The sequence below is a fragment of the Undibacterium sp. MH2W genome, from assembly GCF_049340215.1.
Lineage (GTDB): Bacteria > Pseudomonadota > Gammaproteobacteria > Burkholderiales > Burkholderiaceae_D > Undibacterium.
The window spans coordinates 53,759-67,405 of record NZ_JBMPPA010000005.1; the positions used below are offsets into that span (position 1 = coordinate 53,759).

Annotated in this window: 8 protein-coding genes; 3 read left to right on the forward strand and 5 right to left on the reverse strand. The window is 48.7% G+C overall.

Annotation, left to right across the window (positions count from 1 at the left end):
• Positions 1-13 precede the first annotated feature (13 nt).
• Together ACO0K2_RS13170 and ACO0K2_RS13175 are read left to right on the forward strand one after the other, a co-directional pair.
• Entirely contained in the window at positions 14-1,519 is a 1,506-nt protein-coding gene (locus tag ACO0K2_RS13170; protein WP_423019513.1) for a TolC family protein, read from the forward strand.
• A 13-nt stretch (positions 1,520-1,532) separates the two neighbouring features.
• The gene (locus ACO0K2_RS13175; protein WP_423019515.1) at positions 1,533-2,957 is read left to right on the forward strand and encodes a multicopper oxidase family protein; all 1,425 of its coding nucleotides are present in this window, start codon (positions 1,533-1,535) and stop codon (positions 2,955-2,957) included.
• 77 nt (positions 2,958-3,034) lie between these two features.
• Here ACO0K2_RS13175 and ACO0K2_RS13180 read toward each other — a convergent pair whose 3' ends face one another.
• The gene (locus ACO0K2_RS13180) at positions 3,035-5,821 is read right to left on the reverse strand and encodes an ImpA family metalloprotease (RefSeq protein WP_423019517.1); all 2,787 of its coding nucleotides are present in this window, start codon (positions 5,819-5,821) and stop codon (positions 3,035-3,037) included.
• A 327-nt stretch (positions 5,822-6,148) separates the two neighbouring features.
• Here ACO0K2_RS13180 and ACO0K2_RS13185 point away from each other — a divergent pair, with 327 nt between their 5' ends.
• Positions 6,149-6,559: a thiol-disulfide oxidoreductase DCC family protein gene (locus ACO0K2_RS13185; RefSeq protein WP_423019519.1), complete on the forward strand. Its 411-nt coding sequence runs from the start codon at positions 6,149-6,151 to the stop codon at positions 6,557-6,559.
• A 28-nt stretch (positions 6,560-6,587) separates the two neighbouring features.
• Here ACO0K2_RS13185 and ACO0K2_RS13190 read toward each other — a convergent pair whose 3' ends face one another.
• The 4 genes from ACO0K2_RS13190 to ACO0K2_RS13205 all read right to left on the reverse strand — a co-directional run bounded on the left by ACO0K2_RS13190 (position 6,588) and on the right by ACO0K2_RS13205 (position 13,589).
• Positions 6,588-8,552 (reverse strand): sialate O-acetylesterase, encoded by a 1,965-nt coding sequence (locus ACO0K2_RS13190; RefSeq protein WP_423019521.1) that lies wholly within the window; start codon positions 8,550-8,552, stop codon positions 6,588-6,590.
• Positions 8,553-8,609: 57 nt separating this feature from the next.
• On the reverse strand, positions 8,610-9,578 hold the full coding sequence (locus tag ACO0K2_RS13195) for a glucokinase (protein WP_423019523.1): 969 nt from the start codon (positions 9,576-9,578) through the stop codon (positions 8,610-8,612).
• A gap of 104 nt (positions 9,579-9,682) precedes the next feature.
• Entirely contained in the window at positions 9,683-11,017 is a 1,335-nt protein-coding gene (locus ACO0K2_RS13200) for a sugar MFS transporter (RefSeq protein WP_423019525.1), read from the reverse strand.
• A 67-nt stretch (positions 11,018-11,084) separates the two neighbouring features.
• Positions 11,085-13,589: a glycoside hydrolase family 3 N-terminal domain-containing protein gene (locus ACO0K2_RS13205; RefSeq protein WP_423019527.1), complete on the reverse strand. Its 2,505-nt coding sequence runs from the start codon at positions 13,587-13,589 to the stop codon at positions 11,085-11,087.
• Positions 13,590-13,647: the final 58 nt, after the last annotated feature.

Sequence of the window (13,647 nt, forward strand, 5' to 3'; positions counted from 1 at the left end):
CCCCGGAGTATTCATGCTACATTTTTGCTCAAGCCAATGGGTACGAAACATCGTGCCCGTTTCCGGCTATCCATGTTCTGCTAGATTGCGTACATCACCCCGCTCTACCGGTCTCTTAACACTATTGGCGATATCCGCTCTGTTGCTCACTGGCTGCGCTAGTTTCAGTAGAGATGGCGGCTTTGACCACGTCGCTCACGCTGCCCACGACCGTCTCGGTAAAGAGCTGATTTGGTCTAAATCCCCCGCTGATGAAGAAGCCATTCATCAACGCGTCAATGCGCTACTGGAAAAACCAGTAAGTGTCGACGACGCAGTACAAGTAGCATTGTTAAACCATCGTGGATTACAAGCGACCTTCGCCGAACTCGCGATCAGCGAAGCAAATCTCGTTCAGGCGGGACGACTTCCTAATCCGGGGATCACACTGCTCCATGCTTCCGCGCCGACCACATCGGGCATGAGCTATACGGTTGAGCAAGTTGTCAGTTTTCGTATGCTGTCTTTATTGACGATGCCGCAGACCAAGATGATCGCACAGCGGCAATTTGAACAAACCCAACAAAAAGTGATTCTCGATGTAGTGCGTCTAGCGGCAGAAACACGTCAGACCTACTACAACGCCGTCGCCGCAGCGCAATCGGTACAGTATGCACAGCAAGTCTGCGAAGCCGCGGAAGCCGGTGCGGAGCTAGCGCGTCGCATGGCGAAGGCAGGCAACTTTAACAAACTACAACAAGCGCGCGAAGAGCGTTTTTATGCAGACGCACAAGTGACACGCACACAGTATCAGCAGATCGCCAATGGCTATCGTGAGCAACTCATTCGATTGATGGGGCTCAGCGATCAGCGGATGGCCTTGCAGTTACCTATGCGCTTGCCGGATCTGCCCTCGACGACAGACGCATTACCAAACATCGAGCGCCTCGCCATGGAACAACGATTAGATCTACAGATCTCGCGCTTACAAACAGAAGCGCTTGCGACACAACTTGGGCTCACAAAGACCACTCGCTTCGTCAACGTCCTTGATATTGGTCCGGCGAGCGTCCTCGAAGGGAGCGGCAACACGCTTCGCCGGCAAGGCTATGAAGTCTCTGTTGAACTGCCTCTTTTTGATTGGGGTGATGCCAAAGTCGCTCGTGCCGAAGCCTTGTATATGCAGTCGCTCCATCAAACGGCACAAATCGCGATCAATGCGCAATCAGAAGTGCGTCAAGCCTACGACGTCTACCAATCCAATTATGAGATTGCACGGCACTATCGTGACACGATTGTCCCGCTTAGAAAGCAGGTCAATGACGAAAATCTTCTTCGCTACAACGGTATGCTCATCAGCGTTTTCGACTTGTTAGAAGACGCACGCGATCACATCACCACCGTCAATAAAGCCATTGAGGCAACGAGAGATTTCTGGATAGCGCAAGCAACTCTCACGCATGCACTCATCGGACAACCAATCGGACAGCCAATCGGCCAAACACAAAACAACGCCCAACGTGTCACGAGCAATGAATAAAGAAAGAAACACCATGAACTCAAGAAGACAATTTTTGCGCGGCGCTGGTGCCATCACGGGTGGTATCGCTGCGGCCGTTTCAGCCGCTAGCGTGAGCAAGGTGGCGTTGGCAGCACTACCGGAGATCGTGAGTCAAACCTCACCAGAGACACAGCGACCACTGACCCCAGAGAACGGACGCCCCTATCGTCCGGTCGTGACGCTCAATGGTTGGACACTGCCATGGCGCATGAATCAGGGTGTCAAAGAATTTCATTTGGTTGCAGAACCGGTCGTACGTGAGATGGCACCCGGTTTTAATGCACGTCTGTGGGGCTATAACGGCCAGAGCCCCGGACCGACTATTGAGGTCGTTGAGGGTGACAGAGTACGCATTTTCGTGACGAATCGGCTCCCAGAACACACGAGTGTGCATTGGCATGGGCAACGGCTGCCTAACGGGATGGATGGCGTCAGTGGGCTAACACAACGATCGATTCAACCAGGGAAAACTTTCGTCTATGAATTTATTGCTCGGCGACCCGGCACCTTCATGTACCATCCTCACGCCGATGAGATGGCGCAAATGGCCATGGGAATGATGGGCATGTGGATCACCCATCCGAAAGCCCCCCATCCACTCATTGACGAGGTAGATCGTGACTTTTGCTTTCTGCTCAATGCTTACAATATTGATCCCGGCAGTGCTACACCGAAAATCATGACCATGTGGGACTTTAATTTATGGAGCTGGAACAGTCGTGTCTTTCCAGGTATCGATACCCTCAATGTGCGACAACATGACAAAGTGCGTATTCGTGTCGGTAATCTCACGATGACCAACCACCCACTCCATCTGCATGGCCACGAGTTCATCGTCACCGGCACCGATGGCGGCGCGATACCGAAAACTGCGCGCTGGCCTGAGGTGACAACCGATATTGCAGTGGGGCAAATGAGGCAAATCGAATTCATTGCCGATGAGGAAGGTGATTGGGCGATCCATTGCCACAAGAGCCACCACACCATGAATGCCATGGGTCATGATGTTCCGACGATGATTGGTGCAGATCAACGCGATCTCGTTGAAAAAATTAATCACTTGATTCCCGATTACATGGCAATGGGCGAGCGTGGCATGGCAGACATGGGGGAAATGAAGATGCCTATTCCCGATAATACCGTCCCGATGATGGGTGGCGAAGGTCCTTTTGGTGGACTAGAAATGGGGGGGATGTTTAGTGTATTGAAGGTGAGGAGACATCAGCCACACGGCGACTATAAAGATCCCGGTTGGTACCAACATCCTGTCGGAAGCGTGGCGAGAGAATACAACGGACCGCTCACCGAGCCAGCGCGTGCGCAGACGCAAGCCACATCACTGGCGCACCCCTCCGCATCAGCTGCGTCGTCCATCGATGTACAGATTCAGAAACCACGGCACCATACGGACCATTAGTCATTATCGTTAAAAAAGCGATCATAAAAAAAGGCTGTTACGAGGTAACAGCCTTCATAGGATACAACGACGTTAAATTAGAACGGATAAGCTGGCGTTGATGTCGACAAATCCAACCATTGTCCTGTCGATACTTGATTAAATTTATTTTGAGCCAGTGCGTAAAACTGCTCTGGCAACACTGGTAAATTTAAATCGGCAACAGAATCTAATGCCGTCTGCGATAAGGTAATGCCGTACATCGCAAAGATGTTGCGTAAATCCTGTCCGATGATTTTCGAGCTCAACACAAAGATAAGGTCGGGGTTAGAAATCGTACTATTATCCGCAAAACGGCTCATACCATATTTGCTCTTATTGTTCGCATCCCACGCCTTGGAAACTAAGCGATCACTCTTATTGAGCAAGCTCAGAAAATCCAATGTTGTTTCCATCGTTGGAACACTTTCTTTGACGCGGTAACGACTAAACAAAAATGCTAACTGAAAATGGACAGCACGCATTGGATCTTGGTTTGCCATGGTCCAAAGATGGGTTTGCATGTCGAGTACTTTGGCGGATCCGGTCAAGCCAGTGGCTCTGTTTGCAACGATGTCTTTATACAAAGTGGCATGATCAGTCGTATGGCCGGAATCGATACCGTATAGTTTGTACTCACGAAGCATTGTGGCACTGGCCAAAATATTGTTGTCACATTCAACAACACAGCCTTGACCATTGAATGCGATATGCAATACGCGCTGAACCGTGTTGTGCCCCATTTCATGCGCCCATCCCCATCCAGCATCAATACTTGCATAGCCATCAGCAGGATTGCCGCTACACAGGAAGCCGCAGGTGGCGATCCAACCAACAAAGTGTTGGATGTTAGGCGCACGATGAATCGGTCCATCGCATGTCCACCCGAGCAAAGTACAAACTGAAGAAACGTTATTCGTCATGCCCACATCGTTATAGCCATTCGCAATGTGGTTTGAATTAAACAGCATGTCCTTGATATGTGTCTGAATATACGTATTTGGATCACCATTGGCATTCACATAACCGATGACTTGCTGAATCTCACCGCCAACCATTTTGATGGTCTGCCAGCCGAAATCTTTACGCTTGGTGGCGGCAATCGCATCGGCATAATCCTGTGCGGATTGTGGCTGTGTCATATCGAAATGCGAATACTTCGCGGAACCACGTATTTTCAGCGTAATGGTTTGCCCTGGCGTTGCACCGGAATAGTTCAACATCAACGGTCCGCCGAACGGTGAATTAAATACCGTTGGAGATGCATTACTCGCGATAGAGAGCGGAATAGCAAAAGAGTTAGGACGACGTGGGCGTTTATATTTGGAGGCAACATCATCCGTTAATGGATCTCCCCAAGTACGTAAGTGATTTGTTTGTACCGATAAACCAGTTACCGTACCGCTATCAACGACTTGCAGTGTTACTGGCTGTGCTGGAATCGCGCCACGACCAATGAGCGTAATACCAGAAGTTTGTGGAATCGTGACAGTGATGGTTTCGTCACTACTACTCACAGGAATCGACTGTGCAGCAGCTGGCATGTAATCACCCTGACCAGCCGTCGCAGTCGTCGTCGTTGCACGATTAAAGGTTACCCAAGAATCAGAAGCGTAGGTTCGTAGAAAATCACCTCCCGCCGTATCACGGTTAATGGTGCCGTATTTAATCGTTGGACGATATAAATCTGCCCACAGTACCAACAACCGATACAAATCAGTATTTGGCGTTTTGAACAGATCGATGCCATTGCTTTGCATCGTTGCAAGGTCGTTTTGGATAAAGGTAATGGGCGTTGCAGGCGAGGTGTCCGTGCTGAGTTTCAATGTCGGCTGTGCCTGACCGAGATAACCCAATGTGGTGACCAATGGTGTGAGCTGATCATCGCGTTGCACCATGGTGCTCGTCGTCGTACCCGATGCGACCGAAACCGCTGCAGCAGAGGCAAAATAATTCCCCGGATAACCACCCAAGTCCATGCCCATACCATTGAGCACTTGTCGTCCGCCAGCAGAATCGATCCAGCTCGCGTGCATGTAAATCACGGTTTTACCCGCTTGCAGATATTTCAAAATTTGACTGGACAACGCAGGATCGCTGCGTGTTCCCGCACCGAATACCAAAACATCCAGACCGGACCAGCAAGTGTTGGCGGGATCAACGAGATCACAGGACACCGTCTGCGGTGTACCACCCAGCGTTGTAATGAGTCGACCGACGGTGGGCGCATCATATCCGGCAGTCGCATATTTAACGCTTGCGGGCAGTTTGCCTGTCGCATTGCCAGTAACGGCCCACGTGAATGCTTGATTAAATACCGGGGTGTGCTGAATTTCTTTTGATTGCGTGGCAATCCATTTTAAAACGTCAGCGCCATACGCCAGTGCACGCCCCTGTCCCACCATCGCGACGGCGGCGAGCGTACTGCCATCATCAGACGTCACTAATGGCGTTGCAACCGTGTGGTTACGGATGTTGATATCACTACTGTTGGTTGTCAGGTTGAGCGCAGCAGTCGTTGCATTACCACTATAAATCGATGTGATAGCAGCACTTTGCAGTTGTTGAATTTTGATGGCGAGGGCAGTCGCTTGCTGTAATAACGTTGGGCTGTCCGAGACACTGAGTTTGCTAGGATCACCGCTCGTTAACGCTATGCTCACCGGATCAACGGGTGGTGTTCCGGGTGGTGTTCCAGTTGTTGTGCCCCCTGGTGTCGTGGTCGATTGTGTCGCGTCGCTACTGGCAGCTCCACTTCCGCCACCGCCACCACAGGCGACTAATAGGGTGAAAGCGGGAATGCAGATCAGGATTTCTTTTTTCCTTAGCCATTGCCTCAAATACATTTTTTTCTCTTTTCCACAGTGATTGTTCGTTATAAGTTGTTATTTGCTAAAAAGAACGATGTCTCACTTGCTGATTTTTTATCAACAGAAACACGCAGCATGCAGAAGTTTACGTGTGGAAATATTTTTTTCCTATTGTCCTTTGGGGCAACACCTTTACGGAAACTCAACATGCAGGAAGCAACGAACCCAAGTTCTCGACCCGGTCAAAAATGGAGCAGCTCAAAAAAGAAAATTGATTAATGGCATAATGAGGGCGGCAGAAATGCCCAACGCCCATGCCTATCCCGGCGTGGTGCGGATCACGTTTCCTGCACAGGCATCAACATGAGCAAGTCTGAATCCACGTCGCATTCCGTCACAAAAAACGTCGATCACACCGTCGACACTACCTGTACTGTTTATTTTGATGGAGCCTGTCCGATTTGCTCCAAAGAGATCGGTACCTATCAGAAATTAAAAGGTGGAGATCGCATTCAATGGGTGGACGCGAGTACCTGTCAAGAACAAGAGCTCGGCACGGCGCTTCATCGCCAAACTGCATTAGCCCGATTGCATGTGAGGGATGCGCAAGGCAACCTCGTGCAAGGTGCCGCTGCGTTTATCGAAATGTGGAAGCACTTACCAGCGCTGGCGTGGCTCACGCCTTTTTTATCTCATCGTTTCGCCATTGGTTTTCTGGATGTCATGTACGACCTGTTTTTACGGGTTCGACCGTTGTGGCGGAAGTCGTCGTAATTTCATCCATTACCAGTGGTATCGTGAACTATGGGAGCGATAGCTCGAATGGCGAGGCGGGTAATCCCTGCCGATTTTTTAGATTTGCTCCGATGGGATTATCCGACCAAGCATAGCGTACAGAGTGAGGTAACGGTACGAGCGGACTCCAAACATGTAATGTTCCATTAATCAGTGCTGACTCTGCCCAGACATATTGCTTGTCAGCGCCCGCAATCGCTAGCTGCGCGATCTTGCCTTCGGGCGGCATCACCAATTGACCACCCTCTGATTCAAAACGGATGACCAATTCATGACCATGCTGTCCATAGGAACGGGACAGACCTTGAGGACGCGGTCCAGACGCAATAAGCCTTACATCGTGATAAGCAATTTTTTGTGCTTGCAGCGCAAGCCGCTCACCGACAGTTTGCTTGTTTAAAGGGTGAATATCGTTCCACTCTCCAATATCAATCGTTACTGCCATACCCGTATTAGGAACACGCAAGCTTTTCCTTTGGGCCTCGCGCAATTCAGCCCAACGGCTCTCGACAGGTGTTGTCGTGGCTTCCTGATAATTTGCCAGTTGCACAAAGAGAAATGGAAAATCGCCTTGATTAAAATCATGCCGCCATTGTTTGATCAAATCAGGGAATAAATACGCATACTCCGAAGCGCGGTCTGTATTTGACTCACCTTGATACCAAATCACCCCTTTGATACCCAGTGGCAGGCATGGTGCAAGTTTAGCGTTATATAAACCATAGGGCAGCCACGGGAACATCGTGGTTGGAGGTGGTGCAGTTGTTACTGCGCCCACTTTATACTCCCAGGACCCTTCCAAGGAAAGTGTTTCTCCGCCGATCTCCAGTGCATACTTCTTATCTTTGATAAAGCCCGCATTTCCCGTCGTCGTAACGACACGAATACTGATGACATTAGGCCCTACTTTCAGCACATTGGCTGCAATAGGGTAACGACGCATCACATACAAATTGGGCGTGCTTCCGATCTCGACACCGTTTATATAGGTTTGATCATGATCGACGATAGACCCCAAAGACAAGATAGGATGTTTTTTTATCTGTTCTTCAGACAGATCTATTGTCTTTCTAAACCAAACCGATCCATAGTCCAACGGGATTCCTTGCTCGTGGAGATTGCCAGGAACAATAAATGGTTTCCAATCGTTTGCATCTTGCTGACCGAATTGCCATCCATTCGCGACACCAACATCATCATGTGTCAGCGATGCATACCACTGCGCAGTGGCCGCATTTTCTTTCGCAATTGCTTTCTTGAGTACTTCATCATCTTTGTAAGGAGCGGTTCGTTCAAGATAGTGGGGATAGGCAGAAAGTGCCTCTTCACTCATCCATGCCTCAGCGGGCGAACCACCTACTGCCAACATCACAATACCAATTGGCACATGGTATTTTTCGTGTAGCTGACGGGCAAAGAAGAATGCTGCAGCAGAAAAATGCCCCAGTGCCGGCCCCTCTGCGGCTCTCCATTCGCCTTCTTGAAAATCGGACGCGGGAGCCTGAAAATTATAAACCCACGGTACTGAAAACTCGCGAATGCCTGGATAGTGCGTCGTGGCAATCAGATCAGGGTATCGGGTTTTAACATCATCAATCTTTAATTCCATATTGGACTGTCCCGCCGCAATCCAAACATCCCCGATCAGTACATCACAGATCTGACGATGATTTACACCCTTGATATCGATACAATAGGGCCCACCGGCTTTCATGGCGGCGAATGTCACTTGCCATCGACCATCAACAGACTGCGTACTTGCATGTTGATTGCCTAAGGTCACTTCAATGTGCTCTCCCTTATCGGCCCATCCCCATATGCGAATCGGCTTATCCCGTTGTAAAACCATGCCATCACTAACCAAGCGGGGCAATCGCACACTGGCAAGTGCCGATTGTGAAAAAAAACAACCAGCAACCAGTAGCAAAGTGATGGTGAGAGAAAGCAGTCGACGATAAGGGGACAATTTCAAGGTAACTCCGCGTAGATACATTGAGGTAGTGGCTGCATTTTTTCCGGCGAAAAAGCACTAATTAATACTCTTCATCAATGCCGACATACCGAGGAACGCAGGATACGGTTCTGTGATGACGAAAGTGGGAATGTCCTTTAAATAATCGGACAGTCTTCCCTTCTTTTCAAAACGCTGCCTGAAACCGGAGTCATCAAAAAACTGTCCTAATCGTGGAACAATACCACCACCAATATAAACCCCGCCTTTAGCACCGAAGGTAATAGCCAGGTCACCCGCAATTGTTCCGAGCATGTCACAAAAAATCGATAATGCTTCTCTGCAGAGCAGTGATTCAGAGGTGAGGCCTCGACGCATAATTTCTGGTACCTCAATCGACTCTACTGGTACGCCTCTGACAGAACACAGTGCGGTGTACAACAATTTGATTCCAGCACCAGATAAAAATCGTTCACAGGAAACATGTCCAAACTGATCAAAAATGGTCTGTAACAGGCGTATTTCTAATTGGCTATTGGGCGGAAAACTTGCATGTCCCCCCTCACTCTCCAGCGCATGCCATCCCTCTTTTGTCGGAATCAAACCAGACACACCAAGACCGGTACCAGCACCAACCAGCGCAATGGGTGATCGATCAATGGCAACCCCGCCACCTATCTGCTTTTTTTGTGATGGAGACAGTGATGGCAATGCCATCGCGAGCGCTTTAAAGTCATTCACCACTAAAAGCTTTTGGAGATCAAATTCAGTCTGAACAGATTCGATGGAAAATTCCCAATGATGATTGGTCATTTTGACGATATCACCATGGATTGGATTAGCAATCGCAATCCCAGCTTTACAGATCTTGGCACCCCCTAGGCTACGTACGTCGGGTCTGGTGATATAAGAGTCGATCACCTCTGAGATCGTATTAAACTCAGCGCAATTGAATACCGCAATCGCTTCTATTTTCCCTTTCGCAGTTTCTAATGCGAAGCGAGCATTGGTTCCACCAATATCTGCAATCAAGACAGGAGAATTCATAGTTGAATCACAAAAAATAAGGAAATGACATCTGAAAATAATCACATCAAGCGACTGGCGAAACAATATGAGGTTCGCCAGTGCTTATCTGAATGTTGAACAGCTTAGACTATTACCCCATGGTCTTGCTGTTCGCTATACATCCCCGCATAGTGGAATCCAAAAAATGCGATATACATATAGCAAAGTGCTGGTAAAACAAACGATAAGTGCAAGCCGAAATGATCTGCCAATGCACCCTGCAAAAACGGCACGAGCGCTCCGCCAACAATCGCCATACAGAGCAACCCAGATCCCTGCCCTGTGCGAGCACCGAGTCGGTGAAGCGACATACTAAAAATCGTCGGGAACATGATCGAATTACATAAGCCGACGGCAATGATTGACCACATTGCAAACGGTCCTTGACTAAATACGGCGACCAATACGAGACCAACGGCGCACAATGCGTTAAATGCTAACGTTTTACCTGGGCTCACATACCGCATCACCGCAAAGCCGATAAAGCGTCCAACCATCGCCCCGCCCCAATACAGTCCAACAAAACGGGCGGCATCTGCCGTCGCCAACCCAGCCACATCTTTTTCGCCCAAAAAATTGATCATGAAGCTACCGATACTCACTTCGCCACCGACATAAACAAAAATGCCGATTGCACCGAGAACGAGATGGCGGTACGAGAAAATCGACATCTTTTTTGACTGCCCAATCTGCACAGGCTCTATCGCATCAACGATTTTGGGTAACTTAATCACACTAAAAATCACAGCAAGTGCGACCAATGTAGCAGCCAAGATGAGATAGGGTGTCTGAACGGAAGTTGCTTCGCGCGCGTGTTGTGCAAGTTGATCCGCAGGTGACAAACGCGCTAAGTCGGCCGGCCCGATACTCACAACTGACAAAATCAACATTCCGCCTAGAAACGGCGCGACCGTCGTTCCGAGAGAATTGAATGCTTGTGTTAGCGTCAAGCGACTTGAGGCCGTAGCGCTGGTACCAAGGATCGTCACATAAGGGTTAGCCGCCACCTGTAGGATGGTAATCCCTGTCGCCAAAATAAAGAAAGCGATCAGAAACACCGCATACGATCCCATTGCAGCAGGATAAAACAAGGCGCATCCGCCAGCAGCAATAAGCAGACCTGTGACGATACCATTTTGATAGCCGATTTTTTTAATTAGCGTACCGGCGGGAACCGAGACAATAAAATAAGCGCCAAAAAAACAAAATTGCACCATCATCGCCTGCACATAACTCAAATCATAAATCGCCTTCAAATGAGGGATCAATACATCATTCAATGATGTAAGCAGCCCCCACATGAAAAATAAAAAGGTGATGATCATCAGTGCGCCTCGGGTACTCATATTATCGACCCTCGAACGCTCCGTCTGGCTCTCACCCTCTGACTGAGGGTGAATGGACTTTACTTGTTGCATATGATCTCCTGTTATTGTCTTTTGAGGATGCTTCGTTTTCTGTAATGCTGATCGTTATCGATCTGTATCAGTCATGGCGGCATTGCACTGCATTGCTCTTTAGTTCCGCTTTGTTTTTTATGTTGATATTGGCAAATGCAGCAGAAAATCGACCAGATGTTTCAATTGAAAATGGTTGATCAATTTCTTTCATTTGCATTTGATCCTTCACCAGACAGGCAAGCGGAATCTGGAGCGTCGTTTTTTCATTGCCTGCACTCGTCAACAAATAGGGAGTGATATCAATCGATTTTCCTTCACATGCCGCACCACACCCTAGACTCAGGTAGACAGGTGCCTCATTCTTTTCTTTCACTGCCATATCAAATTGTAAAAAACCGTCTTGGAGCATTTCTGACAAAACGATTGGATGGCTGGTCGTTGCATAAAAACGGGCATTTCCAGTCCAAGTCACCAGCTTGGCATCTTGCTGCGTATTGACCTGCGTTGTCTTCGCCGCGATTGTTGGGAGCGAAAACACCGCATTTAAGTCACGTCCCAATGCCCGTATTTCACGCCCACTTTGAATATGCATCGCAATACCGGGACGTTCATTGAAGACATAAATAGGTAAGGCAGTACTATTCCCGCAACCCTGCACTGTTGGATCTTCTGGCAAATGACCGAGGTTGATTTGCGACGCATAGCTCATGCCAAATCCCCGCTCGAACTGATTTTTTTGGTGGGATGATGGACAAACGTTGGCCGGCCATGGGAAAGATAAAGTCCCCGTAAAGTCAACGGGCTTGCCATTGATCTTACTTTGAAACAGAACATCCGCAACGCCACTTCCTTCCGTGCCTGGCAACCAGGCAATCACAAAGCTAGAAGAAAGATTGATCAAATCGTTGAGATAGGCGTTATGACCACCCACGTAAATTGTCACAACAGGAACCTGGTGTCCGGCTACTTTTTTTACTACTGCTAAGTCTTCTGGGAAGCGTAAGGTATGCTTGAGATTGTCGATCGGTCCAATATCACCGTTTCCTTCGGCATAGGGTGTTTCTCCAACCACTGCAACAACGGCGTCAAAATCTTGCAGGTTGACGTTATCGGCGTTTTGGCTATACACCACATCACCGGCCCCCACCTTTTTCAGTATGCCTTCTAAAATTGTGTCGCCATAAGGAAAATCACGATTGGTATTTTCAGCGCCTTGCCAAGTAAGAGACCATCCGCCAGTTTGATTTACCAGATTATCTGCATTTTTACCTACCACTAAAATCCGCTGATGCGCGTGAAGTGGAAGCGTATGCTGGTCATTTTTAAGCAACACAAGCGACTCACGTACGGCTCTACGCGCTAATTCCCGGGCTTGCAAACTCTCTTGTTTCCCCGCATCAGGACTTGCTGAAGGCTTTTTCCCAAATAAACCAGCGCGCAGTTTCACTCGGATGATGCGAGATACGGCATCATCAATACGCGACATCGGAATCTCGCCTGCATTCACCTGTGCAATCGTATTGTGAATAAATGCTTGCCAATCGTCAGGAACCATCACCATGTCGACGCCTGCATTGATTGCCAATGCACAACTCGCATTCGTGCATCCTGGTAATTGCCCGATGGCATTCCAGTCGGAAATCACAAAACCATCAAAACCCATCTTCTCTTTTAAAACGTCATTGAGGAGTTTTTTATCTCCGTGCATTTTTCCAAAATTGACAGGTGTATCAGGATGCGTCATATCTACCCAACTATTGTAAGACGCCATGACCGTTTGCACGCCGGCCGCCATTGCTCCGATATAACCTTGCCCGTGTTCACTGAGCAATTGCGCTTCACTCACTTTGGTGACACCTTGATCGATACCTTGGTCCGTACCGCCATCCCCGATAAAATGTTTTGCCGTGGCAATCACGTGACGGTCATCTTCAAACGAAGATTGCAGGCCAGCGACGTAAGAAAATGCATAAGACTTTACTAAGGACGGATCAGAAGAAAAACTTTCATAGCTTCGTCCCCACCGTGGATTCTGACTCACTGCAACGGTAGGGGCAAAGACCCAATTGATCCCCGTTGCGCGAACCGCTTTCGCCACGGCACCGCCAATCTCTCGAATCAGTTGCGGATCATGAGCTGCACCGAGACCCGCATTATGCGGAAACAAGGTGGCACCATAAACATTGCTATTGCCATGAATAGCGTCAATACCCCAAACGACTGGAACCGGATATTTCATGTCGGTATGCATCGACGCTGCATAGTATTCGTCAGCTAAACGAACCCAGTCTTTCGCGCTTGCGTACTTATCACCATGAGGCCAACTCCCTCCACCGTTAAGTACTGAGCCAATGTAAAACTGTCTTACTTGTTGTGGAGTAATCGACTTAATTTCCGGCTGTGTCATTTGTCCTATTTTTTGAGAGAGCGTCATACTGGCGACGATTTCACGGACTTTCTGTTCTAGCTTCTGATCTTGATGTATCGCGCTATTTACACGCGGCCATTTCACTTCGTCATTGGCCGAGACTGAAGCGAAGACTGCCAATAACGCCGTTGCAAATGCTGGATAAAGAGTAGGTTTTCTCATGTTGAATAATGAAGGTTAGCTAACTTCAATCATGTCGACACGACCAACAGTACTTGGT